This window comes from Prevotella sp. E13-27 (genome assembly GCF_023217965.1).
In the GTDB taxonomy this organism is placed as follows: domain Bacteria; phylum Bacteroidota; class Bacteroidia; order Bacteroidales; family Bacteroidaceae; genus Prevotella.
The window spans coordinates 1,183,629-1,208,176 of the sequence record NZ_JALPSC010000002.1 but is presented as its reverse complement, the minus strand read 5'-3'; the positions used below and the strand labels follow the sequence as shown (position 1 = coordinate 1,208,176).

Annotated in this window: 25 protein-coding genes and 2 tRNA genes; 22 read left to right on the top strand and 5 right to left on the bottom strand. The window is 46.3% G+C overall.

What is annotated here, in order from left to right; all coding sequences use genetic code 11:
* The first annotated feature begins 112 nt into the window (after positions 1–112).
* From M1L52_RS14085 to M1L52_RS14005, 17 genes are all read left to right on the top strand, one after another.
* Positions 113–916 (top strand): MBL fold metallo-hydrolase, encoded by an 804-nt coding sequence (locus tag M1L52_RS14085; RefSeq protein WP_248615662.1) that lies wholly within the window; start codon positions 113–115, stop codon positions 914–916.
* Between the two features lie 98 nt (positions 917–1,014).
* Positions 1,015–1,362, top strand: a complete 348-nt coding sequence (gene rpsF / locus M1L52_RS14080) for a 30S ribosomal protein S6 (protein WP_248615661.1) — start codon at positions 1,015–1,017, stop codon at positions 1,360–1,362.
* 3 nt (positions 1,363–1,365) lie between these two features.
* Positions 1,366–1,632 (top strand): 30S ribosomal protein S18, encoded by a 267-nt coding sequence (gene rpsR, locus M1L52_RS14075; protein WP_237818556.1) that lies wholly within the window; start codon positions 1,366–1,368, stop codon positions 1,630–1,632.
* Between the two features lie 20 nt (positions 1,633–1,652).
* A complete protein-coding gene (gene rplI / locus M1L52_RS14070; protein WP_248615660.1) occupies positions 1,653–2,183 on the top strand; it encodes a 50S ribosomal protein L9 in 531 nt (176 codons plus the stop codon).
* Between the two features lie 161 nt (positions 2,184–2,344).
* Positions 2,345–3,301, top strand: coding sequence for a signal recognition particle-docking protein FtsY (gene ftsY, locus M1L52_RS14065; protein WP_248615659.1), 957 nt, complete (start codon positions 2,345–2,347; stop codon positions 3,299–3,301).
* Complete coding sequence (rimO, locus tag M1L52_RS14060; RefSeq protein ID WP_248615658.1) at positions 3,291–4,592, top strand: 30S ribosomal protein S12 methylthiotransferase RimO; 1,302 nt, start codon at positions 3,291–3,293, stop codon at positions 4,590–4,592. The genes ftsY and rimO overlap by 11 nt, the downstream gene beginning before the upstream one ends.
* A 35-nt stretch (positions 4,593–4,627) precedes the next feature.
* Positions 4,628–4,876 (top strand): HU family DNA-binding protein, encoded by a 249-nt coding sequence (locus tag M1L52_RS14055; RefSeq protein ID WP_317231493.1) that lies wholly within the window; start codon positions 4,628–4,630, stop codon positions 4,874–4,876.
* On the top strand, positions 4,876–6,111 hold the full coding sequence (locus M1L52_RS14050) for an HU family DNA-binding protein (protein WP_248615656.1): 1,236 nt from the start codon (positions 4,876–4,878) through the stop codon (positions 6,109–6,111). Before M1L52_RS14055 ends, M1L52_RS14050 begins: the two co-directional genes overlap by 1 nt.
* A gap of 32 nt (positions 6,112–6,143) precedes the next feature.
* Positions 6,144–7,139 carry an AAA family ATPase gene (locus M1L52_RS14045; protein WP_248615655.1) on the top strand — a complete coding sequence of 332 codons (996 nt, stop codon included), beginning with the start codon at positions 6,144–6,146 and terminating at the stop codon, positions 7,137–7,139.
* Complete coding sequence (locus M1L52_RS14040; RefSeq protein WP_248615654.1) at positions 7,139–8,008, top strand: DUF58 domain-containing protein; 870 nt, start codon at positions 7,139–7,141, stop codon at positions 8,006–8,008. Before M1L52_RS14045 ends, M1L52_RS14040 begins: the two co-directional genes overlap by 1 nt.
* A gap of 59 nt (positions 8,009–8,067) precedes the next feature.
* Positions 8,068–9,192: a BatD family protein gene (locus M1L52_RS14035; protein WP_248615653.1), complete on the top strand. Its 1,125-nt coding sequence runs from the start codon at positions 8,068–8,070 to the stop codon at positions 9,190–9,192.
* A gap of 44 nt (positions 9,193–9,236) precedes the next feature.
* A complete protein-coding gene (locus tag M1L52_RS14030) occupies positions 9,237–10,235 on the top strand; it encodes a vWA domain-containing protein (protein ID WP_248615652.1) in 999 nt (332 codons plus the stop codon).
* Between the two features lie 23 nt (positions 10,236–10,258).
* The gene (locus M1L52_RS14025) at positions 10,259–11,971 is read left to right on the top strand and encodes a VWA domain-containing protein (protein WP_248615651.1); all 1,713 of its coding nucleotides are present in this window, start codon (positions 10,259–10,261) and stop codon (positions 11,969–11,971) included.
* A gap of 63 nt (positions 11,972–12,034) precedes the next feature.
* A complete protein-coding gene (locus tag M1L52_RS14020; protein WP_248615650.1) occupies positions 12,035–14,668 on the top strand; it encodes a BatD family protein in 2,634 nt (877 codons plus the stop codon).
* A gap of 21 nt (positions 14,669–14,689) precedes the next feature.
* Positions 14,690–15,388: a phosphatase PAP2 family protein gene (locus M1L52_RS14015; protein WP_248615649.1), complete on the top strand. Its 699-nt coding sequence runs from the start codon at positions 14,690–14,692 to the stop codon at positions 15,386–15,388.
* Positions 15,389–15,433: 45 nt separating this feature from the next.
* Complete coding sequence (locus M1L52_RS14010; protein ID WP_248615648.1) at positions 15,434–16,654, top strand: S-adenosylmethionine:tRNA ribosyltransferase-isomerase; 1,221 nt, start codon at positions 15,434–15,436, stop codon at positions 16,652–16,654.
* A gap of 19 nt (positions 16,655–16,673) precedes the next feature.
* Positions 16,674–17,744 carry a DUF2027 domain-containing protein gene (locus M1L52_RS14005; protein WP_248615647.1) on the top strand — a complete coding sequence of 357 codons (1,071 nt, stop codon included), beginning with the start codon at positions 16,674–16,676 and terminating at the stop codon, positions 17,742–17,744.
* A gap of 40 nt (positions 17,745–17,784) precedes the next feature.
* On the opposite strand, the gene M1L52_RS14000 is transcribed toward M1L52_RS14005, so the two are convergent.
* The 4 genes from M1L52_RS14000 to M1L52_RS13985 all read right to left on the bottom strand — a co-directional run bounded on the left by M1L52_RS14000 (position 17,785) and on the right by M1L52_RS13985 (position 19,620).
* Positions 17,785–17,856, bottom strand: a tRNA-Cys gene (locus M1L52_RS14000).
* 65 nt (positions 17,857–17,921) lie between these two features.
* Positions 17,922–18,086 carry a hypothetical protein gene (locus M1L52_RS13995; RefSeq protein ID WP_248615646.1) on the bottom strand — a complete coding sequence of 55 codons (165 nt, stop codon included), beginning with the start codon at positions 18,084–18,086 and terminating at the stop codon, positions 17,922–17,924.
* On the bottom strand, positions 18,077–18,583 hold the full coding sequence (locus M1L52_RS13990) for an NUDIX hydrolase (protein ID WP_248615645.1): 507 nt from the start codon (positions 18,581–18,583) through the stop codon (positions 18,077–18,079). The genes M1L52_RS13995 and M1L52_RS13990 overlap by 10 nt, the downstream gene beginning before the upstream one ends.
* Positions 18,580–19,620: a diacylglycerol/lipid kinase family protein gene (locus tag M1L52_RS13985; RefSeq protein ID WP_248615644.1), complete on the bottom strand. Its 1,041-nt coding sequence runs from the start codon at positions 19,618–19,620 to the stop codon at positions 18,580–18,582. The genes M1L52_RS13990 and M1L52_RS13985 overlap by 4 nt, the downstream gene beginning before the upstream one ends.
* A 157-nt stretch (positions 19,621–19,777) precedes the next feature.
* On the opposite strand from M1L52_RS13985, the gene spt reads away from it, so the two are divergent.
* Positions 19,778–20,965, top strand: coding sequence for a serine palmitoyltransferase (spt, locus tag M1L52_RS13980; protein ID WP_248615643.1), 1,188 nt, complete (start codon positions 19,778–19,780; stop codon positions 20,963–20,965).
* Between the two features lie 114 nt (positions 20,966–21,079).
* Positions 21,080–21,155 (top strand) — tRNA-Pro (locus tag M1L52_RS13975).
* A 162-nt stretch (positions 21,156–21,317) separates the two neighbouring features.
* Here the strand turns inward: M1L52_RS13975 and M1L52_RS13970 are convergent.
* Complete coding sequence (locus tag M1L52_RS13970; RefSeq protein ID WP_248615642.1) at positions 21,318–21,575, bottom strand: hypothetical protein; 258 nt, start codon at positions 21,573–21,575, stop codon at positions 21,318–21,320.
* Positions 21,576–22,099: 524 nt separating this feature from the next.
* On the opposite strand from M1L52_RS13970, the gene tnpA reads away from it, so the two are divergent.
* From tnpA to tnpC, 3 genes are all read left to right on the top strand, one after another.
* Positions 22,100–22,420: an IS66 family insertion sequence element accessory protein TnpA gene (gene tnpA / locus M1L52_RS13965; RefSeq protein ID WP_248614201.1), complete on the top strand. Its 321-nt coding sequence runs from the start codon at positions 22,100–22,102 to the stop codon at positions 22,418–22,420.
* A 7-nt stretch (positions 22,421–22,427) separates the two neighbouring features.
* Positions 22,428–22,775: an IS66 family insertion sequence element accessory protein TnpB gene (gene tnpB / locus M1L52_RS13960; protein WP_248614202.1), complete on the top strand. Its 348-nt coding sequence runs from the start codon at positions 22,428–22,430 to the stop codon at positions 22,773–22,775.
* Between the two features lie 110 nt (positions 22,776–22,885).
* Positions 22,886–24,487, top strand: coding sequence for an IS66 family transposase (tnpC, locus tag M1L52_RS13955; protein WP_248614203.1), 1,602 nt, complete (start codon positions 22,886–22,888; stop codon positions 24,485–24,487).
* The last annotated feature ends 61 nt before the right edge of the window (positions 24,488–24,548 follow it).

Here is a 24,548-nt window from a genome sequence, read left to right as displayed (position 1 = left end):
AATTTCTATTTGTATTCGAATATGGCGACGAGTAAAATTTGTATAGAAAAATACAGATTTCCTTTGGCTTTTTGCTTACTAAATAGTAACTTTGCAGGCTAAAAACAAATAGATGCTGAATTTTATATCGTTTGGTAGCGGAAGCAGTGGCAACTGTTACTTTATATATACAGAAAAAGAAGGACTGCTCATAGACGTTGGAGTTGGAATCAGGACTCTGAAGAAAAACTTCAAAGACTATGGACTCAGCCTTACGCAGATTCATCATGTGTTCATTACACATGATCATGCAGACCATATAAAGTCCGTAGGAAGTATCAGTCACGACTATCATCTGCCCATCTATGCCACTGAAGCTGTTCACGAGGGAATAGACCGTAACTATTGCGTTGCGAGGAAGATTACGTCACAATTGCGCAGATATGTCGTGCCAGGTGAAAGCATCAACCTTGATGATGTCTTCAAGGTCACTCCATTTGCTGTGCCACATGACAGTAGCGAGAATGTGGGCTACTTCGTGGAACATGATGACAAGAATATCTGCATAATTACTGATGCCGGTATGGTGACAGAAGAGATGAAGTCATTCATCTCCAAAGCCCAATATCTTGTGATAGAAGCCAACCACGATATTGAGATGCTACAACAAGGACCATATCCACAGCATCTGAAAGAACGAATACTTAGCGGAACTGGACATCTCAGCAACAATGCCTGTGGTGAAGCACTTGCAAACAACATGAGTGAGAAGCTGAAACACGTGTGGCTCTGCCATCTGTCGGAGGAAAATAATCATCCCGAACTGGCACGCAAGACAGTAGAGACAATACTGCGCTCCTATGGTATCGTGGTGGGGAAAGATCTTGAGCTGGAAGTTCTGAAAAGAACAAACCCCACGGGTTTATTCGAGCTTTAAGCTTTTTTATGATAATAAAAACTTGCAGGAAAGGGAAAAAAGTAGTACCTTTGCACCCGCATTTTGCAAAATAACATTATTTAAACATTAAAAAACGTATGAATCAGTACGAAACCGTTTTCATTTTAACTCCCGTTTTGTCTGACGATCAGACAAAGGAAACGGTCGCAAAGTTCAAGAAAGTGCTCACCGACAAAGGTGCTGAGATCCTGAATGAAGAGGCCTGGGGACTGAAGAAGCTGGCTTACCAGATTGAGAAGAAGACATCGGGATTCTATTTCCTCGTTGAATTCAAGGCTGGGCCAGAAGTTATCAAGACACTGGAGACCGCTTATCGTCGTGACGAGAAAGTGCTGCGCTTCCAGACTGTGAAGCTTGACAAGTATGCTGCAGAGTATGCTGAAAAGCGTCGTAAGAAGTATGCAACTAAATCAGAGGAGGCTTAAATCATGGCAGAAGTATCAGAAATCCGTTATCTCACAGCTCCTTCTATTGACACAAAGAAGAAGAAGTATTGTCGTTTCAAGAAGAGCGGTATCAAGTATATCGACTACAAAGATCCCGAATTCTTGAAGAAGTTCCTGAACGAGCAGGGTAAGATTCTTCCCCGTCGCATCACTGGCACTTCACTGAAGTATCAGCGTCGCGTGGCTCAGGCCGTGAAGCGTGCACGTCAGATTGCACTGCTGCCTTACGTAACCGATTTGATGAAATAATTAAAGAGGAGGACGCAAGAATGGAAATTATACTGAAAGAAGATATTATCGGCTTGGGATTCAAGAACGATATCGTGAATGTAAAGTCTGGCTACGGCCGTAACTACCTCATCCCTCAGGGTAAGGGCGTTATCGCTTCTGAGTCAGCTAAGAAGATTCTGGCAGAGAACCTCAAGCAGCAGGCACATAAGCTGGCTGCACAGAAGGCCGCTGCTGAGGAGCGTGGACACGCACTTGAGAACGTAGCTATCTGCGTAGCTGCAAAGGTTAGTGCTACTGGTCAGCTCTATGGTTCAGTTAACGCTGCTACTGTGGCTGAGGAGCTGAAGAAGCTCGGCCATGATGTTGATCGCAAGATCATCACAATGCGCGACATCAAGAAGGTAGGTGACTATGTTGCTCTGGTTCACTTCCACAAGGAGGTAACCGTTGAGATTCCTGTAAAGGTAGTTGCTGAGAATGCTCCTGTAGAGGAGACTCCTGTTGCTGTTGAAGCTCCCGTTGTTGAAGCTTCTGAAGCTGAGGAGGCTGAAGCGCCTGTTGCAGAATAATCGCTGTAAAGCACATCATTAATTGACGAGAGGTCTCGACTGTCAAATACGATGGTCGAGCCTTTTTTTATATTTTTGTTTGAATAATGTTAAAGAATTTCGCTTTTCTTTGTGCTTTGCGCTTTTTGCACTACCTTTGTACGAAATTTTAGTATAGCTATATGGGAATTTTTGGATTTTTTGGTAAAAAGAACAAAGAGACACTTGACAAAGGACTTGAAAAGACCAAGACATCGGTATTCGATAAGTTGGCACGAGCCATTGTAGGAAAGTCAAAAGTCGATGATGACGTACTTGACAATCTTGAGGAAGTGCTGATTACGTCTGATGTTGGTGTGGACACTACGCTGAAGATTATTGAGCGCATTGAAGAGCGTGTCTCACGTGACAAGTATGTCTCTACATCTGAGCTGAATTCAATACTGCGCGATGAGATTGCATCATTGCTGTCAGAGAATAATACAGGCGATAATGACAATTGGGATCTTCCTTCAGACCACAGCCCATACGTGATACTCGTTGTGGGTGTAAATGGCGTTGGTAAGACCACCACGATAGGCAAGCTGGCATATCAGTTCAAGAAAGCTGGCAAGAAGGTTTATCTCGGCGCTGCTGACACGTTCCGAGCAGCTGCTGTAGAGCAGATTTGCATTTGGGGTGAGCGTGTAGGCGTTCCCGTAGTAAAGCAGCAGATGGGCAGCGACCCGGCAAGTGTGGCTTTCGATACTTTGCAGAGTGCAAAGGCTAATGGTGCCGATGTTGTGATTATCGACACAGCAGGCCGTCTGCACAACAAAGTTGGGCTGATGAACGAGCTGAAGAAAATCAAGGAAGTAATGAAGAAAGTGCTGCCTGAGGCACCTGATGAGGTGATGCTCGTGCTCGATGGCTCTACAGGACAGAATGCTTTTGAACAGGCAAAGCAGTTCTCAGCTGTTACACAAATAACTTCTCTTGCTATCACTAAGCTTGATGGCACAGCTAAAGGCGGTGTCGTGATTGGTATTAGTGACCAGCTGAAAGTGCCTGTGAAATATATTGGATTGGGAGAAGGTATGGAAGACCTGCAGTTATTTAATAAACGTCAGTTTGTCGATTCCTTGTTCAATGAAGCATAAGACGGTAGATATAATAACTATGGGTTGCTCAAAGAACCTCGTTGACTCTGAAATGTTGATGGGGCTTTTTGAGAAAAATGGCTTTAAGTGTACCCACGATTCTGATAATCCACAAGGTGAGATAGTCGTAATAAACACCTGTGGATTCATAGCAGATGCAAAGGAGGAAAGTATTAACACCATCCTGGAGTTCTGTGAAGCCAAGAAAGAGAATAGGGTAGAGCGCATCTATGTGATGGGCTGTCTATCTGAACGCTATCTTGCAGACTTGGAAAAGGAGATACCTGAAGTTGATGGTTGGTATGGTAAGTTCAACTATCGCCAGCTTGTTGATGACTTGTTAGAGAGCGAAAAAGAGATTGAGAGAAATGCTCGCCGAGTAATAACGACTCCTAATCATTATGCATATATCAAGATAAGCGAGGGCTGTGACCGCCATTGTGCTTACTGTGCTATTCCTTTGATTACAGGAAAGCATCAGAGCCGTCCGATGGAAGAGATTCTTGACGAAGTGAAGTGGCTCGTTTCTCAAGGAACGAAGGAGTTTCAGGTAATAGCTCAGGAACTGACCTATTACGGAGTTGACCTTTATGGTGAACAGCGTATAGCTGAGCTCGTGGAGCGTATGGCGAAGATTGAAGGTGTGGAGTGGATACGTCTTCATTATGCCTATCCTGCTCATTTCCCATGGGACCTGCTGAGGGTAATGCGTGAGAACGATAATGTATGCAAGTATCTTGATATTGCCTTGCAGCATATATCCGACAATATGCTTCAGCGCATGCGCAGAAATGTCACTAAGGAAGAAACAATGACAATGATTGAGCGTATGCGTAAGGAAGTACCAGGAATACATATACGCACAACGCTGATGGTTGGCTTCCCTGGTGAAACTGATGCTGACTTCAACGAACTGCTGGAATTTACACGCTGGGCTCGTTTCGAGCGTATGGGTGCCTTTGCCTATTCTGAAGAAGACGGAACCTATTCTGCTGAACACTACGACGATGATGTTCCTGAAGATGTAAAACAGAAACGTTTGGATCGCCTGATGCGTTTGCAGCAGAATATCTCTGCAGAGATAGAAGCAGCGAAAGTGGGAAAGACAATGAAGGTTGTTATTGATAGAATGGAAGGCGACTACTATATAGGACGTAGTGAGTTCTGCTCACCAGAAGTTGACCCAGAAGTTCTTATAAGAAAAGATAACGGCATATTAACGATTGGCGAGTTCTATCAGGTTAAGATTGTCGATTCCGAAGAGTTTGATTTATACGGAGAAGTGGTATGAACAATAAGATGTTTGTCGCAGAACTTGCGAAAAGAATGGGGTACAAGAATAATAATACCCAACGTTTGATTAACATTATGCTTGGTGAGGCTGGAGACCGTTTCATTGACGGAGACTCACTCCAGATATCAAGCTTTGGTACGTTTGAGGTTAGGAAGAAACTCGAACGTGTCATCGTAAATCCTACGACAGGCCAACAGATGCTTGTTCCGCCTAAGATGGCACTTACCTTCAGACCTAATACAACGTGGAAAGACAAAGTGAAAAAAGGAGGGCGTGAATAATGGCAAAATTTGGTGTTCAAGAACTGGCAACTATCCTTGTGAATAAGGGTGGACTGAGCAATGACGAGGCAGTGAGTTTCGTTAATGCTTTCTTTGACCTTATCCAAGAAGGAATGAACATCGACGAGATTGTAAAGGTTAAAGGACTCGGCACTTTCAAGCTTGTTAATGTTGAAGCTCGTGAGAGCGTAAATGTGAATACAGGTGAAAGGGTGCTTATTGATAGTCACGCAAAGATTTCCTTTACTCCTGATACCACGATGAAGGACATTGTCAACAAGCCGTTCTCCAGCTTTGAGACAGTGATATTGAATGAGGGCGTAACCTTTGACGATATGAATCCTGTTGTTGCTACTGAATCTGATATTGAGTCTGAGGATGCAGCAGAATATGAGACTGAGGTATATACTGAACCTGAAGCTCCAGAAGCACCTGTTGAGGAAGTTGAGACTTCAACAGAAGAAATCGTTACTTCTGACACTGTTGATGAAACTGCTATCGAAGAGCCCCAACAAGTTGAACAGCAGGAAGAAACTACAACTACTGCTGATGACAACAGCGAGATGATTGAGATTGCTGAAGAAGAAGTTCCCGCATCTGATGACACAGAAGTGGTTACTGATAGTGACGATAATATCGATAATACCGATAATACCGATAATACCGACATTAGTAATGACAATAAGTCATGGGTAATTTACGGCGCTGTCGTTGCAGCACTTTTGGTTGGTTTCATAGCAGGCGTATTCTTGTCTGATAATGTAAAGAACCTGATTAATAGTCAGAAAGAAGATGTTGTTGAACAAGAGTTGGTTCCTTCTGACGAAAAGCAGCATAAAGACAGCATGATTATTGCTGCAACCAATGATTCAGCAGCTGCTAAGAAAGACTCTGTTTTTAAAGACTCAGTCCAGGCGGTTAAGGCTGAACCACAAACTACTGAGGCTGCTAAGACCAATGTCGTAGAATCAGAGCCTGAATACAAGAAGTATGAACAGATGGACTCTCGAGTACGTTACGGAGCCTACTATATTATGGGTACGGCAAGTGTCGTGAAAACGAAGAAAGACGATACTTCAGACCGTCTCTCACGTCGCTACCTTGGTGAGGGTATGGCTTGTTATATAGAAGTCTATAATGGCATTACTGCTTCAAGCGTACTCCCAGAAGGCCAGGATATTAAGATTCCTAAGTTGGAATGGAAGAAAAATGTCAATAAGAAAAACAAGCAATAAAAACAATTAGAATAAAAAAAACAAACAGAATTATGGCAGAAGCAATTGATATCCGTGAATTGAATATCCGGATTGAACAGCAAAGCGCATTCGTAACCAACCTCGTGGCTGGTATGGATCGTGTTATTGTAGGACAGAAACACCTTGTGGATTCATTACTCATTGGCTTGCTGAGCGATGGTAATATTCTGCTCGAAGGTGTGCCTGGCTTGGCTAAGACGTTGGCTATCAAGACATTGTCACAGCTCATAGACTCAAAGTATAGTCGAATACAGTTTACCCCAGACTTGTTGCCTGCAGACGTAACAGGCACAATGATATATTCTCAGAAGGACGAACAGTTCATGACCAAGAAAGGTCCTGTATTTGCAAACTTCGTCTTGGCAGATGAGATTAACCGTGCTCCAGCAAAGGTACAGAGCGCATTGCTCGAAGCCATGCAGGAGAAGCAGGTAACAATTGGTGGCGAGACATTTGACTTGCCAACACCATTCCTTGTGATGGCTACACAGAACCCTATCGAGCAGGAAGGCACATATCCGTTGCCTGAGGCACAGGTTGACCGTTTCATGCTCAAGGTTGTGATAGACTATCCTACGCTCGACGAGGAGAAGAAGATTATTCGCGAGAATATTGGTGGCTCACTTCCTAAGGTGACACCTGTCACAACAGCCGAAGAGATTCTTAAGGCTCGTGAAGTAGTGCGAGAGGTTTATCTTGATGAGAAGATTGAGCAGTATATTGCTGATATTGTCTTTGCCACCCGTTATCCTGATCATTATGGTTTGAAGGAACTGAAAGACATGATTTCATTCGGTGGTTCGCCTCGTGCATCTATAAATCTTGCAAAGGCAGCACGTGCCTATGCCTTCATCAAGCGTAGAGGATATGTTGTTCCAGAAGACGTAAGAGCTGTGGCACACGACGTGTTGCGTCATCGCATCGGATTGACATACGAGGCTGAGGCAAGCAATATTACAAGCGAAGAAATCATTTCAAAGATTATCAATAAGGTGGAAGTTCCCTGATGGATACATCTGATATAATTAAGAAGGTAAGAAAAATCGAGATTAAGGCACGCGGTCTTAGCTCGAACATCTTTGCCGGTCAGTATCACTCAGCGTTCAAAGGTCGCGGTATGGCATTCTCTGAGGTAAGAGAATATCAGTATGGTGACGATGTTCGCGATATTGACTGGAACGTTACTGCGCGTTTCCATAAGCCATACGTTAAGGTGTTCGAGGAAGAGCGTGAGCTTACTGTTATGCTGCTTATCGATGTCAGCGGCTCTCAGGACTTTGGCACTCAGAAGCTGATGAAACGTGATATGGTGACTGAGATTGCTGCAACGATAGCATTCTCTGCCATCCAGAATAATGATAAGATTGGTGTGGTGTTCTTCTCTGACAAGGTGGAAAAATATATTCCTCCCAAGAAAGGCAGAAAGCACATTCTCTATATCATTCGCGAGATGCTTGACTTCCAGCCAGAATCAAAGCGCACCGATGTGGCACAGGCTGTGGAGTTCCTTACAAGTGTGTCAAAGCGTCGTTGCACAGCATTCCTCTTGAGTGACTTCTATGTTAGACAGGATTTCTTTCAGCAGCTGACTATAGCTAACAGGAAGCATGATCTTGTAGCTATTCAGGTCTATGACAAGCGTGCTAAGGAACTGCCTGATGTGGGTCTGATGAAGATTGTCGATGCTGAGACAGGTTACGAACAGTATATTGACACAAGCAGCAAGAAGCTCCGTGATGCCTATCATCGATATTGGAATACTCATCAGATAAGACTTAAGGAGACCTTTGCTAAATGTAATGTTGACAACGTTAGTGTTGCAACAGATGAAGATTATGTGAAGGCTCTGATGGGCTTGTTCATGCAAAGACGTTAATAACATCTGTTTGAGTATTCAGGAAGATGAAACAAACATCATTGTTTATTTGAATCGTAATGAAATATATAGAATCGAGTAAATTAACCGTAGCCCGTCTGACAAGCAGATTGTCAATGATTGTTGTCGCTATGCTTTTTACTATGCCGTCTTTCTCACAGGATGCTTCTGTTGAGGCAACTATCAGTCCAATCGAGATTTTGATTGGTGAGCAGGCGAAAGTGAAGGTTAAGGCAACAATGAAGGAGGGTAGTGATGCCGTGTTTCCTGTTTTCAAAGCCAGTCAGGAGATAACTCCAGGTGTTGAGGTTCTTGAAAGCAAGGAAGAAGGTGTTCACGGAACTGAGAACGGATTTGTTGAGCGCACGGTTACTTATACTATCACCTCATTTGACGATACTCTCTATTATCTGCCACCCTTTGAGGTAAAGATTGGTGGTAAGGTTTATAAGAGCAAGAGTCTGGCTCTCAAGGTTCTTACCTTGGATGTAGATACGCTTCATCCTGAGAATTTCTTTGGTCCTAAGGATGTGCAGTCAAACCCATTCCTGTGGAGTGAGTGGAAGACTCCGTTCTGGCTGAGCGTTCTTTTGCTTGTGCTGATGATTGTGAGTTATTATCTCTATCTTAGACTTCGCGACAACAAGCCAATCATTAAGACAATTAGTTTCGTGAAGCGCATCTTGCCTCACCAGCGTGCTATAAAGGAGATTGAGACACTTAGAACAGACCATCGTCCTGCCGACGATAACCAGGAAGAACTTAAGAAGTACTATACAAGGCTTACTGATGCTCTGCGAAAATACATCGAGGAACGTTACGGCTTCTCTGCTATGGAGATGACAAGTAGCGAGATTATTGAGCAGCTCATGGCATCTGCCGATGCCAAATCCCTCGATGAGCTCAGACATCTGTTCCAGACTGCCGACCTTGTTAAGTTTGCAAAATATTCTACGCTGATAAATGAGAACGATGCCAACTTGGTTAGTGCATTGGAGTTTATCAATGAAACGAAGCGTGAGGACATGCAGACTGTTGAGGTTGTTCAGCCAAAGTACACAGAGGAGGAACAGAAGTCTAAGAAGGAGAGAACACTTCTGAAGACAGTCATAATAACGCTGACTGTTGCTTCTGTAGTGTTGTTCTGCTATATCGTCTATAGCCTCTATGCTCTGTTGGATTAGTATTTGTTTTGATTGAATAAAGAAAAAGGTAAAGTTTACAATATATGGAATTTGCCAATAAAGAATATCTTCTTGCGCTATTGCTCATCATACCATATATTCTATGGTATGCGATGTATCGCAAGAAAACAGAACCCACCATGCGGATGTCAGACACCTTTGCCTTCCGTTATGCTCCGCGAAGCTGGCGAATAACGCTGATGCCTGTTCTGCCTTTACTTCGCATAGCAGCCTTCGTGGCACTGGTGTTGGCTTTGGCTCGTCCTCAGACCCATAACGCATGGAAGGATCAGACTGTTGAGGGAATAGACATTATGATGGTTATGGACGTCTCTACATCAATGCTTGCTGAAGACCTGCGCCCTAATCGCATCGAGGCAGCAAAGAATGTCGCAGCAGAATTCGTGGCTGGTCGTCCTAATGATAATATCGGACTAACAATCTTTGCTGGCGAAGCCTTCACACAGTGTCCTATGACAACCGACCATTCGTCGCTGCTCTCATTGCTTCAGAATATACGTACTGATATTGCTGCTCGTGGCCTTATCGAAGACGGAACAGCCATTGGTATGGGATTGGCTAATGCAGTAAGCCGTCTGAAGGACTCTAAGGCTAAGAGCAAGGTGGTGATACTGCTTACTGACGGCTCTAACAACCGAGGCGACATTTCTCCTATGACAGCTGCTGAGATAGCCAAGAGTCTTGGCGTAAGAGTCTATACCATTGGAGTAGGAACCACAGGTACGGCCCGCTATCCTATGAATGTAGGCGGTGCCACACAGTATGTCAATCTGCCTGTTGAGATTGACGAGCAGACACTTCGCTCAATAGCTTCTGCTACTGATGGCGATTTCTATCGTGCCAAGAACAATAAGGAACTTAATCAGATATATAAAGAGATTGATAAACTTGAGAAGAGCAAGCTCAACGTTAAGCAGTACAGTCGTCGCTATGAGGCATATCAGACATTTGCCTTGTTCGCTGTTATCTTCCTGTTACTTGAGGTGCTCATGAGAATTACGGTGTTTAGACGAATTCCTTAACAAGATTCTTTAGATTGTATCTTATGTTTAGATTTGAAGACCCTATTTATCTATATGGATTGGTGCTTGTGGCACTTTTGGCTGTTGTTCGTTTCATCTCGAACAGGAGTCAGAAGAAACGCTTGCGTAAGTTTGGCGACCCAGAGCTGCTGAAGCAACTGATGCCCGATGTGTCACGTGCGAGAAAAGCAGTAAAGTTCTATCTCCTTGAGGCTGCCTTGGCACTTCTCTTCGTCATGCTGGCCCGTCCGCAGTTTGGTACTCGCATCAGTCATGAGAAACGTACTGGCATCGAGACTGTCATCGCAATGGACATCAGTAACTCCATGAGGGCACAGGATGTGCAGCCAAGTCGTCTTGACCGTGCAAAGATGATGATTGAGAATCTTGTCGATAACTTTACCAACGACAAGATAGGCTTGATAGTCTTTGCTGGCGATGCCTTCGTTCAGTTGCCTATAACGAGCGACTATGTGTCGGCAAAGATGTTCCTTTCGAGCATTGATCCGTCAATGATTCTGAATCAAGGCACAGACATTGCTGCAGCCATTCGTATGGCATCTCACAGCTTCACTCAGCAGGAGAACATTGGCAAGGCAATCATCGTTATTACCGATGGTGAAGACCACGAGGGTGGGGCGCTCGATGCTGCCAAGGAGGCGAAAGAGATGGGCATGCGTGTCTATGTTCTCGGTTTTGGCTCTACCAGCGGTGCTCCTATTCCTGTTAAGGAGACTGGCGAATATATGACAGACAATTCTGGCAATACAGTTATGTCTGCCTTGAATGAGCAGATGTGTAGCGAGATTGCTCAGGCTGGCGGAGGAGCATACATTCATGTGGAGAATAACTCCAATGCTCAGCGTATGCTTGACGCAGAGCTCGACAAACTCGAGAAGAGTGAGACTGAAAGCACCATGTATAGTGATTTCGACGAACAGTTTCAGGCTGTTGGCATAATAGTCCTGTTGCTGTTGATACTTGAGGTAATCATCTTGGAAAGCAAGAATCCGCTTATGAGTAGAATAAAGATATTCGGAAAGAAGGATAATTCAAAGAAGTCTTCTGTCTTCATGTCAGTCCTCATCATGTGTGTTCTTACGATGGGCTTGTTTGTGTCGCTCCCTGTGTCTGCGCAGAATGACCGTTCTCATGTGCGTCATGGAAACAAGTTCTATCAGAAGAAGGACTTTGAGCATGCTGAGACGTCATACAGCAAGGCTATTGAGAAAAACGACAAGAATCCGCAGGCTCACTATAATCTCGGCAACGCCCTGCTTGCTCAGAGGAAAGACTCTGCAGCTGTTGTCGCTTATGAGAAGTCGTGCAAGCTGGAGACCAACCCCACACGTAAGTCTATGGCCTATCATAACTTAGGCGTAGTGTGCCAGCAGCACAAGATGTATGGTGAGGCTATTGAGAACTATAAACAGTGTCTGCGCCTGAATCCTCGTGACGATGAAGCGCGTTACAATCTTGAGCTTTGCAAACGACAGAAGCAGAATCAGGATAAAGACAAAAAGAATCAGCAGCAGCAACAACAGCAGCAACAGCAGCAGGATCAGCAGCAAGACAAGCAGCAGGAAAAGAAGCAGGAACAGCAGAAGCCTCAGATGAGTAAGGAGAATGCTGAACAGTTGCTTAACGCTGCCATGCAGCAGGAGAAACAGACACAGAAGCGTATGAACGAAGCTCAGAAGCAGGGCGATCGTCGTCGCAATGAAAAGAACTGGTAGTCGTTTGATTATTAAAGACAAAAGACAGAACAGATTATAAAAAGACAAAAGATAGAATAGGTAATGAAAAGACTGTTTTTATTTTTATCGTTTCTAATCTTAAACATCGTAGCAGCATTGGCTCAGCACATCACAGCCAATGCGCCTCAGCAGGTGGCAACTGGTCAGCAGTTCCGACTGCAATATTCCATTGACACTCAGGATATTAGTGATTTCAGTATGGGTCACGTTCCTGATGCCTTTGAGGTACTCATGGGTCCGAGCCGTTCTACATCATCGAGCTTTCAAATCATAAACGGAAAGACGTCGCAGTCTTCATCTACAACGCTGACCTATATCTTGGTGGCCAACAAGAACGGAACGTTCACTCTGCCTTCAGCAAGTGTTACTGCCGACGGTAAGAAGATTTCTTCCAACACAGTCAAGATTGTTGTAAGCGGACAGGCCCAGAGTCAGAATAATGGCGGTGGTTCAGGTAGTGGCAACAGTCGTCATCATCGCGATGCTCAAGAGCAGGATATGGGTAAGAACATCTCTGGCAATGAGCTGTTCATTCGTGTCAGTGCCAACAAGAAGCGCGTCTATGAGCAGGAGCCTATCTTACTCACTTATAAGGTCTATTCGCTCGTTAACCTCACCCAGCTTGAGGGTAAGATGCCCGACTTGAAAGGCTTCCATACTCAGGAGGTGCCTCTTCCTCAGCAGAAGAGTTTTTCATTGGAGCAGTTCAATGGCCGAAACTATAATACCGTTACGTGGAGTCAGTATGTCATGTTCCCACAGATTACTGGTAAGCTGCATATTCCCAGCCTTACCTTTAACGGCATCGTGGCTATGCGTAACAGATATGTTGATCCTTTCGAAGCCTTCTTCAATGGTGGCTCAGGATATGTTGAAGTCAAGAAGTCCATCAAGGCACCAGGCATAGACATCGAAGTAGAGCCTCTTCCTGAGCGTCCTGTAAACTTCTCCGGTGGAGTAGGCAAGTTCAGCATTTCTGCTACTGTCGATAAGACCGAAGTAAAGGCCAATGACCCAATAAACATGAAGGTTGTTGTGAGTGGCGTTGGTAACTTGAAGCTCATCAAGGAACCTGTTGTAGAATTCCCCAAGGACTTCGACCGCTACGATGCTAAGCAGACCGACAAGACCAAACTCACTACCAATGGCCTTGAAGGAAGCATGGTCTATGAGTTCCTTACTGTTCCCCGTCATCAGGGAGAGTTTGACATTCCTCCAGTGGAGTTCGTATTCTTCAACACAGCCACCCGTAAGTATGAAACTGTTAAGACAGAAGCCTTCCATATTCATGTCGAGAAGGGTGACGGCTCAGAGGTTAACACCATGAGAGACTATTCGTCTCAGGAGGAAGTGCAGACTCTGGCAAAGGACATCCGCTACATCAAGCTTGGCGATGTTAAGCAGAAGAAGGTTGGTTCGTTCTTCTTCGGCAGCGGCATCTATTGGGCTGTTATGGGCGTTCTTCTCGCCATCTTTGTGGCTCTCTTTGTCATCTTCCGCCAGCGTGCCATCGCTAATGCCGATGTTGTAGGCTCTCGTGCGGGTAAGGCAAACAAGGTTGCTACCAAGCGACTGAAGAAAGCTGCCAAGCTTATGAACGACAACAAGTCCAACGAGTTCTTCGATGAAGTGCTCCGTGCTATGTGGGGATATGTGGGCGACAAGCTGAACATTCCTGTTGCCAAGCTGAATCGTGACAATATCCGTGAGCGTTTCGATGAGCGAGGCGCTGAGCCTGAGGCAGTTAACGCCTTTGTCGAAATCCTCGATATGTGTGAATATCAGCGCTATGCCCCAGGCGATCCTCGTGGCAACATGAGCAAGGTCTATAAAGAGGCAGTCTCTGTGATAGAAAAGTTAGAGTCGATGATGAAGAAGAATAAGAAAAAGTCGTCAGACAATGTGTTCAAGTCCGTGATGTTCATACTTGCATGTTCTCTCCTCTCGCTGATGCCTTCAAGTGCTGATGCCGAGGGCGTGGATACAGGCGTTACGAAGGCTATGGCCGACAGCGCCTATGCAAGTGGCAACTATCAGCAAGCCGTTGTGCTCTATGACTCGCTGTTGAAGAGCGGCGTGAGCTTTGAGCTTTATTATAATCTCGGCAACGCTTATTACCGCACGGAAGACAACACACGTGCCATTCTGAACTATGAACGTGCACTAATGTTGTCGCCAAGCGATGCCGACGTGCGTTTCAATCTGCAGATGGCTCGTTCAAAGACCATCGACAAGATTCTGCCTGAGTCGGAGATGTTCTTCGTCACCTGGTATCGCTCGCTGATTAACATGGCAAGTGTTGACGGATGGGCTTATTTCGCTTTGACAATGCTCGGTCTGGCTCTTCTGCTCGTTCTGCTCTATCTGTTTGCAGACATGTTGCTCCTTCGCAAGATAGGATTCTTTGGAGCTATCGTAGCGCTGCTTCTCTTTGTGTTTGGCAACATTTTCGCATGGCAGCAGAAACACATGATGGACACCCAGCGAGGAGCCATCATCATGGAGTCGGCAGTTAGCGTGAAGAGCACTCCTGCTGCCAATGGTACTGACCTTTTCATCCTGCATGAAGGTACTAAGGTTACCATTGTCGATGACTCTATGAGAGAGTGGAAAGAGGTGCGTGTGTCTGATGGTAAGCAGGGCTGGATTAAGACTCAGCAGATAGAAATGATTTAACCGTAAATGTGAGGCAGAGATATGTGGGACAGTCTGATATCATTTGACAAGCAGTTGTTGCTGGCCGTCAACGGCAGCGAATCATTATTCCTTGATGGACTGGTGAAGACACTGACAACTGCAGCTACATGGATTCCGCTCTATGTGGCATTGTTCTATATGGTGCTGAAGAACAACGAAAATGTCAAGAAGATTCTTCTTGTCGTTGGCTGTGCCGCTTTCTGTGCCGTTCTTGCCGGTGCTGTTGATGATGGCTTGGTAAAACCATCTGTAGCACGCTGGCGTCCTACTCACGATCCAGAGATTGGCACACTTGTCGATGTTGTTAACGGCTATCGCGGAGGAAACTATGGTTTCTTTTCTGCCCATGCCTGCAATACGTTCAGCCTTGCCATATTCTTTTCGTTAATCGTACGCAACACCTATCTTACGATTGCCCTCGTAATCTGGTCGTTAGTGAACTGCTGGACTCGCCTTTATCTTGGCGTCCATTATCCTGGCGACATAACTGTTGGTCTGATATGGGGTTCAATCGTTGGTACTACGATGTGGTACGTTCATCAGAAGGTTTCTGGCACTTGGTCCAAGGGTAAGGCTTTCGTCTCCGAACAATATACATCTACAGGCTATCAGGTAGCCGATGTCGATGTTGTGATAAGCGTGCTTGTGCTCATCTTTGTCTATGCTGTGGTAAAAGCCTGCTTTTTCATTTATAAGTAACGGTTTCTTCCGTTATACCGATTTATTTTACAATTGATTGATTCTATGGATACAAAACACATACGTATTAGTGACTATAATTATCCGCTTCCCGATGAGCGCATAGCGAAGTTCCCGCTTAGTCAGCGTGACCAGTCTAAGCTGCTTGTCTATAACAAGGGAGTGGTTAGTGAAGATACCTTCTGTAATCTTCCCGACTATCTGCCCTCTGGCGCATTGATGGTTTTCAATAACACAAAGGTTATTCAGGCACGAATGCACTTCCGCAAAGAGACAGGTGCTCTCATAGAGGTGTTCCTGCTTGAGCCTGCCGAGCCGAGCGACTATGAGCAGATGTTCCAGACCACGGGCCATTGTGCCTGGTATTGTCTGGTGGGCAATCTGAAGAAATGGAAAGAGGGAACCCTCAAGCGTGACATTGAGGTCAAGGGAACGCCTGTTACCGTTTGTGCCACTCGTAACGGCGAGCACGGCACCAGTTTCCGCATTGACTTCGAGTGGAATGCCGATAGTGTGTCGTTTGCTGAAATTGTCGATGTGATGGGCGAGCTTCCCATCCCTCCATATCTTAACAGAGAGACTCAGGAGAGCGACAAGACCACCTACCAGACCGTTTATTCAAAGATTAAGGGCAGCGTGGCAGCGCCTACGGCAGGTCTTCATTTCACTCCGAAGGTGCTCGAGGCTCTCGATGCTCACGGCATTGATCGCGAAGAGCTCACCCTTCATGTTGGCGCAGGAACATTCAAGCCTGTCAAGAGCGAGGAAATCAATGGTCATGAGATGCATACCGAGTATGTGGCTGTTAAGCGTCAGACTCTCGAGAAGCTTCTCCGTCACGACTGCAAGGCTATTGCTGTAGGAACGACAAGCGTGCGCACTCTGGAGAGTCTTTACTTCATGGGACTGAAGGTGCTGCGCAATCCGTCGCTGAAGGAAGACGAGCTGCATGTAAACCAGTGGGAACCCTACGATGAAGCCGCTGGCGAGAGGGTAGAGGCAAAGGCTGCTATTGAGGCTCTGCTTCAGTGGCTCGACAGCAATGGTCTGAACACTCTTCACAGCAGCACTCAAATCATCATTGCCCCTGGCTATGAATATAAGATTGTAAAGATGCTGGTAACCAATTTCCATCAGCCTCAATCAACGCTGCTGTTGCTTGTCAGCGCTTTTGTCAAGGGTGACTGGAAGAAAATCTATGACTATGCACTCGGCCATGACTTCCGCTTCCTAAGCTATGGCGACAGCTCATTATTGATACCATAAAAAAGAAAGAAACATTACTATGAAGATAGGAGATAAAGTGAGATTCCTCAGCGAGATTGGCGGAGGAAAAGTGGCAGGCTTTCAGGGAAAGGATGTTGTCCTCGTGGAAGACGAAGACGGCTTTCAGGTTCCCATGAGAGTCAGCGATGTTGTTGTTATCGGTGAAGAGAACTATGACACCCAGCATGTGGTGGAGGTTAAGCAGAAGGGTGCTCAGCAGAAGCATGTCGAGGAGGCCGATGTAGAGCCTGCCGACCGTCCGGTAACCTTTAAGCCTCTGCCTGAAGAGCGCAAGGGTGGCGAGATGCTTTCAGCTTATCTTGCCTTCGTACCGATGGATGTCAAGGAGATCAGTCAGACGCGTTTCGAGGCATATTTCGTCAACGATTCCAACTACTACATGCGCTTCACGTATATGTCGGCCGAGGGAAACAGCTGGCATCTTCGTGCTGCAGCCGAGGTAGAGCCAAACACAAAGCTGTTTGTTGAGGAGTTCGGTCGTGAGGACCTTAACGACCTTGAGCGCGTAGCAGTTCAGATTCTTCCCTATAAGCGTGAGAAAAACTTCATGCTGAAGCCTGCTGTTGACGTTCAGTTCAGAGTTGACTCCGTGAAGTTCTACAAGCTTCACACCTTCCAGGAGAACGATTTCTTTGAGCAGCCCGCACTTATCTACACGCTCATTGAGAACGACAAACCCATGAAACCGCTTTTCGTCGATGCTCAGCAGCTGAAGGAGAACATGTTCCACAAGCCTGAGCAGCTGAAGGCTAAGCGTCCGCTCATTCAGCCAGCACGAAAGGCAGGCGAGCCAGTCGTTGTGGACCTTCATGCTGACGAGGTGCTTGAGATGACCAACGGCATGGAAGCTGCCGACATACTTAACTACCAGCTCGACGTGTTCCGCAAGACTCTGCGTGAGCATGCCAACAAGAAAGGTCTGAAGATTATCTTCATTCACGGCAAGGGTGAGGGTGTTCTGCGTCAGGCGCTCATCAACGATTTGCGCTACAGGTTCAAGAACTACACCTATCAGGATGCGTCATTCCAGGAATATGGCTACGGTGCTACGCAGGTAACGATAAAGTAAAACAAAAAATAGGAAGCGAAATGCTTCCTATTTTCTTCTGAGGTGCCTGGCGGATTCGAACCGCCGTAGACGGTTTTGCAGACCGTTGACTAAGCCACTCATCCAAGGCACCAGAGGTCTTTGCTTTTTTGCGAGTGCAAAGGTAATGCTTTTTTCTCTTTCAGCCAAATAATTTTCTTACTTTTTCTTCTGACACTCGCTTTTTTCCTTTATTTTGTGCTTCAGTTCGCACCCTTCGCAGCCTGCACATGGGTCTTCTTTCTCGCTTATGAGGCGATAGGTGCGCCATGAGGCATAGGCCACGCATGAAGCGAGAATCACTATGATGACTGTCATCTGCATGGGAAAAACGCCTTGTATTCTTGTTCGAAGTTCGGAGTGAGAATGTTCTTTCCCATAGCTTCGCGCAGTTCCTCTTCTGTCCAGAACCGTCCGCCGTCGAGCTCATCGTCGCTGGGATTAACCTTGCCGTCATAGACAGCCTTGTTCACATATACCAGTTCGCGCTCCCTCTTGCTGTCAAAGACATATTTCCCAAGAAATTCAGGCTCGAAATCAGTTATCCCAAGCTCTTCGCTCACCTCTCTGCGCAGCGCTTCCTCGGGCGTCTCGCCGTAGGCCATGTGTCCTCCGCAGGCCGTGTCCCATTTGCCTGGCTGTATGTCTTTCCACAATGGGCGGCGCTGCAGGTACAGCTCACCCTTCGAGTTAAACAGGTGGAGATGCACCACTGGGTGGAGTATCCTCGTTCCGCTATGAGCTTCTTTGCGTGTTATCTTGCCTGTAGTCACACCGTCTTCGTTGACCACAGGAAAGAGTTCTTCCAGGTTGTCTGTCATAGTCTTGATAGTTTGCGGAGCATCAGTTTGTTGAGCGCCTGAATACGATGACCGCCACGTACTATGTCGTCGCGTACATTATTTATATTATTAAAGAAGTCGCTGAAGGCGTTGAGTATGGGGTTTGGTTGTGCCTCGTCTTCGGGCATGTCGGGATTAACCACAATCTTTATGCCCAGTGGCTTCATTGCTACGTCAATATCGGCATCGGTCATGATGGGGTCGCCGTCGAAGTGTATGGCACCCGGCTTTGAGCGGTGTATGTGAATCTTCCTTGCCTGGAAAGTCTTTATGCGCGAGTTGCTGCTCAGCGTCTTGGCAAAGAGGTCCATAGCAATCTTTGGCGCATCTATCACGTCAAACGGCTCCATGATTATCACGTCCATAAGTCCGTCTTTCATCGAAGCGCCAGGGGCTATGTATGCGTTGTTGCCGTATTGTGCTGCGTTGGCACAGGCTATGAGGAACGCCTTGTAGTGGTGGGTGCCGCTCTCGTCTTCCACGGTGTAGGTCTCAGGCTTGTATTTCAAGCCCTCTTTCAGCACGTTCTCCACGTATGTTATTGGGCCGCGCTTGCCTGCCTCGGCAAACTTCAGCGAGATGAATGCGTCGAAGCCCATTCCGCAAGTGCAGAAGAATGGCAGACCGTTAATGATGCCGTAGTCGAAACGCTCTATCTGAGCGGAGTTTATTATGTTGATGGCGCTCTTCGTCTCCAAGGGCAGGCAGAGGTGGCGTGCAAGGCCGTTGCCGCTTCCGCAGGGGATTATTGCCAGCGCCGTGTCGGTATCTATCAGCGAGCGGGCAACCTCGTTCACCGTTCCGTCACCTCCAACGGCAGCACAGATGTCATAGCCCTGCTGGGCAAACTGCGAGGCCATCTCGGCAGCATGACCCGAACGTTCAGTGAACGATATGCTGTAGTCGAAAAGATTCTTGTCAAGTATCTGTTCTATCAGACCTGGAATCTTCTCCTTGTTGCCAGTACCCGAAATAGGATTGACAATAAATGCTATTTTCAGTTTTTTATCTGTCATGACAATGCAAATGTACATCTTTTTATTTGATTTTGTGGCTTCCTTACTAAGAAAATTACCTCTTTGTTGTAAATATTACGAAAAAAATGCATGATTTGAAGATTTTTGTGTAATTTTGCAGGCTGTAATTAAAAGTATTCATACCTATAACTTTAATATGGGACAATTACAAGAAAGATACAAAGAATACCGTATCCCACAGCAGTTCATGGAAAAGGGCGTTTATCCTTATTTCCGTGAAATCACAGGCAAGCAGGGTACGGAAGTAGAAATGGGCGGTCATAAAGTACTGATGTTCGGTTCTAACGCATACACAGGTCTCACTGGCGACCAGCGTATCATCGACAAGGCCAAGGAAGCTCTTGATAAATATGGCACTGGCTGTGCAGGCAGCCGCTTCCTGAACGGTACGCTCGATCTCCACGTAAAGTTAGAGAAAGAAATAGCAGAGTTCATTGGCAAGGATGACTGTCTGTGCCTCTCTACCGGTTTCAGCGTTAACCAGGGCGTTATTCCCGCATTGCTCAGCAAGGATGACTATGTAATCTGCGACGATCGCGACCACGCATCTATCGTTGACGGACGCCGTCTGGCCTTTGCTAAGCAGCTCCACTACAAGCACAACGACATGGAAGACCTCGAGCGCGTGCTCCAGCGTCTGCCTCATGAGGCTATCAAGCTCATCGTTGTCGATGGCGTGTTCTCTATGGAGGGCGACCTTGCCAAGCTGCCTGAAATCATCGAGCTTAAGCATAAGTACAACTGCTCAGTGATGGTTGACGAGGCCCACGGCGTTGGCGTCTTCGGCCGTCAGGGTAGGGGCGTGTGCGACCACTTCGGTCTCACTAAGGAGGTTGACCTCATCATGGGCACCTTCTCTAAGTCACTTGCCAGCATCGGTGGCTTCATTGCTTCTGACTTCGACACCATCAACTATCTGCGTCACTCTTGCCGCACATACATCTTCTCTGCATCAAACACACCTGCTGCAACAGCTGCTGCCCTCGAGGCACTCCACATCATCCAGCAGGAGCCAGAGCGCATTGAGAAGCTGTGGAACGTAACTCGCTACGCCCTGAAGCGTTTCCGCGAGGAAGGCTTCGAGATTGGCGATACCGAGAGCCCCATCATTCCTCTTTACGTGCGCGACACAGAGAAGACATTCCTTGTAACAGCACTCGCATTCAATGCAGGCGTGTTCATCAATCCTGTCATTCCACCAGCATGTGCACCACAGGACACCCTCGTGCGCTATGCCCTCATGGCTACTCACACAGAGGAGCAGGTAGAGCGTTCCGTAATCGCGCTGAAGAAGATTTTCGTAGAGCAAGGTATCATAAAATAACAATGATTGAGAACCGAGAGTTGAAAGAATGTTAAATATACCGCTTCAAGCGTATTTTTCTTCCTTAAAATTTTCGGTTCTCAATTTTTCTTAATACCTTTGCACCCGCAAAAACGAGGTGTAGCGCAGTTGGTAGCGTTCCTGGTTTGGGACCAGGCTGTCGCAGGTTCGAGTCCTGTCACCTCGACCAAAGCAAATCGGGCTAAGTTCACAAGAGCTTAGCCCGATTGCTTTATATCTAAAGTTTTTACTACAGAAACATAGAGAACGCAGAGCAACGTTTAGTAAGAACGCCCAGAGCGTTTAGTAAGATTGCTACGAGCGTTTAGACTAAGCGTTTTTGGGTTTATAATTATACTCCAAATTGACCCTTGTTACACCCCGATTCGCCAACCAGATTAGCCATTTGGCCACACATTTCCTTCCAACTGCGATCAGGATACTGAAATTCTGCGCCGCTGATATGTGCGCCAAGTGAGGGGAAAAGCATCGGAACGAGGGGTTCGTACATGTCTTTTGAGGCCTGTGAGAGCAGTAATTTGATACATTCTGTACCCTTTCCGAGGTTAGGCATCTCGGGTGCCTTCTTTGTTGTTATGTCGTATCTCATTGATTATTAGCTTTTTAGAGAATAATTAAATAATACTTTTAGGAAATCTATACAGTTATACAGTAATACAGTTTATTTTTGAGGGTATGCTTTTTCCTTATTTTATATATAAATATCTATATATCAATAAGTTATATAATAATAGAAGAAATGATGTATCCCATTTTTTTAACTGTATAACTGTATAATTGTATAACTAAACTAAGGTCGGTCGTTTTTCTACTTTAATCCGTAAACCGTCACTTCCTCTACCAGGCCTTCCAATGCCCACATTAGTTCGTTGGCCACGGCGGTAGCGAATTGTGCCACACTGAATCCAGGCTCTTCTATATGCACGTCGCGGCGCAGCACACTCAGGGGTACTACGCGTGGGGTCTGGCAGACGATGGACGTGAACTATGGTAGTCACTTCTATATGCTATAAAAAGAAAAGTAAGCATTCGTTGAAATACACGTTGTAGCAGTTGTAGTTTGATAGTACCTTTGCAGTCGCAATAGTGCACCGAACTACAACTGTTATTTTTATGACTAAGGAAGAATTTGAAGTGCTGCAGTTAGACCTACAGCAGAGTGGTAAGCCACTGATGAGTTACTTGAAAGAGTCTGGTATCAATTACTCTACCTATACCTACTGGCGCAGGAAAGCTGATTCAGAGAAGAAGCCGCAGCTACCAATAGCTCCTATCAGTTTCTCCCAACATGCCGACCCTGTATTTTCCGGTTCTGTGCCCACTGGTGCCACTCTCTTGTTTCCCAATGGTCTTCGTGCCCACTTCGGCAGTGGCACGGAGGATGTGCTACGCGATCTGTTGGACAAAAGCCTTGTGAACCATGTTCTGCCTTAACGATACAATGCGCTACTATCTGTGCCCGGGAAGAACTGATATGCGTAAAGGCATCAGCTCTCTCTGCGGTGTTGTGCATGAGAAGATGAGAAGTGACGTGCGTAATGGTGACGTATTCATCTTCATCGGCTCAAGTCGTAAGCTGATGAAGTTGCTCCATGCAGAGGATGGCGGTATGGTAATGTACGTCAAGCGTTTGGAGGCAGGGCGCTTCAAGCTGCCTGAGTATGATGAGAATACTCGGAGTTATCAGATGGAGTGGCGCGATCTTGTAGTAATGGTGGAGGGCATACAGGAGTCTCCTGACCAGCGACTCAGGCGCCTTCGCGCACAACGGAGGGAGTATGTGGTATAGACAAAATTTATTACACATATATTACTGATTATTAGTTATTTATAGTACAAAATATTCTTCTTTCTCAGATATTTTTTGTACCTTTGCACTATATTTAAAAGGTACGGACAATGGAAGAAAGAGAAGAGATGTATATGAAAACGATAGAGACGCTCAACGCCTCTATCGCCACATTGTCCGAGAACCATAAGAAGGAGGTGGATTCCCTTAACGAGCGCATCAAGGAACTGACAGCCCAAGTGGCATGGCTTAACCGCCAGCTCTTCGGGCGCAAGTCCGAAAAGCTCCCCATCATCGATCCCAACTACCCGGACCTCTTTGCTAGTATGCTGCCTGAAAATGCACAGCAGATAGCAGATGCCCATGACGAGGCTGTGGAGAAGATCACGAAGACCAAGGAGGAGCGCCGTCAGGACAGGAAGAACCGTATCATGATGGAGGATCTTCCTGTACTGGAACAGGTAATACTCACACCGGATAATCTCGACACGAATCTCTATAAGAAGATTGGCCAGGAGGTGACACGTATCGTGGAGCACAAACCTGGCCAGCTGTATATCAAGGAGATCATCCGCGAGAAGTGGGGTCTGAAGGATAATACCGCTACTGCGCCAAAAGGAATGAGTGGAGTGCTGATAGCCCCAATGCCCCTTCTGCCTATCTACAAGGGCATAGCCGGTGCCAGCCTGCTGGCAGAGATCCTGCTTCAGAAATATGAGTACCACATGCCTTACTACCGTCAGATTAAACAGTACAGTCATCTTGGCATGAAGGGTCTTACGGAAAGTACTATGGACGGTTGGTTCAAGCAGACGATGGAATTGCTCAGGCCACTTTATGAAGTGCTCAAGGCAGAGGTGATGAAAGCCGACTATGTACAGGCAGATGAGACCACCACGCCAGTGATGAACAAGGATACCCACAGGGCAGCGAAGGAATATCTCTGGATGGTGAGGGCTGTAATCCAGCGGCTGGTGCTCTTCCATTACGACCAGGGCTCCAGGGCAGGAGCAGTGATAGAAGCACTGGCAAACAAATACGATTTTAAGGGATATCTACAATGTGACGGTTTTGTGGGCTATGAGACGGCCTTCAAGACAAATCCTGACGTGTGGCTGGTTAACTGCATGGTACATATCCGTCGCCATTTTGAGCAGGCACTCGATGAGAACCGCCCGATGGCAGAACATGCCCTTACGGAGATACAACATCTCTACAAAATAGAAAACATGTGCGATGGTGCAGGACTGTCACCCGATGAGCGCAAGGCCAAGCGTCAGGAACTCGCCCGTCCCATTATGGAAGCCATGAAACTGTGGATGGAGACCGAGGGGGTGAAGTACAGCGAGAGTTCACTGATAGGCAAGGCCATCACCTATGCCTATACCCGCTGGGACAATATGATGCGCTATCTGGAGGACGGAAGACTCCTGCTTGACAACAATCTTGCGGAGAATGAGATACGTCCCATCACGCTGGGCAGGAAGAACTATCTCTTCTGTGGAAATCACGAGGCTGCACAGAATATGGCTGTCGTCTGCTCACTACTGGCAACATGCAGGAACCATGATGTCAATCCGAGGGATTACCTCAATGACATTATCAGCCAGATGCCATATTGTGCGAAGGCAAAACCAGAGGAACTGATAGAATTACTGCCGCATAAGTGGAAAATGAAGCATCCAGAAGCCATTATGACAAAGAAAGCATGAACAGACACTAACAAATAGCAACAGCAGTTACAAATCGAAAATGATGTAGCTGCTGTTACTG

Bases quoted from the DNA above. Each gene is read 5' to 3' on its own strand.
- rpsF (WP_248615661.1), top strand. From the start codon at position 1,015: ATGAATCAGTACGAAACCGTTTTCATTTTAACTCCCGTTTTGTCTGAC.
- ftsY (WP_248615659.1), top strand. From the start codon at position 2,345: ATGGGAATTTTTGGATTTTTTGGTAAAAAGAACAAAGAGACACTTGAC.
- M1L52_RS13985 (WP_248615644.1), bottom strand. From the start codon at position 19,620: ATGACAGATAAAAAACTGAAAATAGCATTTATTGTCAATCCTATTTCG.
- M1L52_RS14005 (WP_248615647.1), top strand. From the start codon at position 16,674: ATGAAGATAGGAGATAAAGTGAGATTCCTCAGCGAGATTGGCGGAGGA.
- rplI (WP_248615660.1), top strand. From the start codon at position 1,653: ATGGAAATTATACTGAAAGAAGATATTATCGGCTTGGGATTCAAGAAC.
- M1L52_RS14050 (WP_248615656.1), top strand. From the start codon at position 4,876: ATGGCAAAATTTGGTGTTCAAGAACTGGCAACTATCCTTGTGAATAAG.
- M1L52_RS13990 (WP_248615645.1), bottom strand. From the start codon at position 18,583: ATGACAGACAACCTGGAAGAACTCTTTCCTGTGGTCAACGAAGACGGT.
- M1L52_RS14085 (WP_248615662.1), top strand. From the start codon at position 113: ATGCTGAATTTTATATCGTTTGGTAGCGGAAGCAGTGGCAACTGTTAC.
- rpsR (WP_237818556.1), top strand. From the start codon at position 1,366: ATGGCAGAAGTATCAGAAATCCGTTATCTCACAGCTCCTTCTATTGAC.
- tnpA (WP_248614201.1), top strand. From the start codon at position 22,100: ATGACTAAGGAAGAATTTGAAGTGCTGCAGTTAGACCTACAGCAGAGT.
- M1L52_RS14055 (WP_317231493.1), top strand. From the start codon at position 4,628: ATGGGGTACAAGAATAATAATACCCAACGTTTGATTAACATTATGCTT.
- M1L52_RS14040 (WP_248615654.1), top strand. From the start codon at position 7,139: ATGGATACATCTGATATAATTAAGAAGGTAAGAAAAATCGAGATTAAG.
- spt (WP_248615643.1), top strand. From the start codon at position 19,778: ATGGGACAATTACAAGAAAGATACAAAGAATACCGTATCCCACAGCAG.
- M1L52_RS14010 (WP_248615648.1), top strand. From the start codon at position 15,434: ATGGATACAAAACACATACGTATTAGTGACTATAATTATCCGCTTCCC.
- M1L52_RS13995 (WP_248615646.1), bottom strand. From the start codon at position 18,086: ATGCAGATGACAGTCATCATAGTGATTCTCGCTTCATGCGTGGCCTAT.
- rimO (WP_248615658.1), top strand. From the start codon at position 3,291: ATGAAGCATAAGACGGTAGATATAATAACTATGGGTTGCTCAAAGAAC.
- tnpB (WP_248614202.1), top strand. From the start codon at position 22,428: ATGCGCTACTATCTGTGCCCGGGAAGAACTGATATGCGTAAAGGCATC.
- M1L52_RS14015 (WP_248615649.1), top strand. From the start codon at position 14,690: ATGTGGGACAGTCTGATATCATTTGACAAGCAGTTGTTGCTGGCCGTC.
- M1L52_RS13970 (WP_248615642.1), bottom strand. From the start codon at position 21,575: ATGAGATACGACATAACAACAAAGAAGGCACCCGAGATGCCTAACCTC.
- M1L52_RS14025 (WP_248615651.1), top strand. From the start codon at position 10,259: ATGTTTAGATTTGAAGACCCTATTTATCTATATGGATTGGTGCTTGTG.
- M1L52_RS14030 (WP_248615652.1), top strand. From the start codon at position 9,237: ATGGAATTTGCCAATAAAGAATATCTTCTTGCGCTATTGCTCATCATA.
- tnpC (WP_248614203.1), top strand. From the start codon at position 22,886: ATGGAAGAAAGAGAAGAGATGTATATGAAAACGATAGAGACGCTCAAC.
- M1L52_RS14045 (WP_248615655.1), top strand. From the start codon at position 6,144: ATGGCAGAAGCAATTGATATCCGTGAATTGAATATCCGGATTGAACAG.
- M1L52_RS14020 (WP_248615650.1), top strand. From the start codon at position 12,035: ATGAAAAGACTGTTTTTATTTTTATCGTTTCTAATCTTAAACATCGTA.
- M1L52_RS14035 (WP_248615653.1), top strand. From the start codon at position 8,068: ATGAAATATATAGAATCGAGTAAATTAACCGTAGCCCGTCTGACAAGC.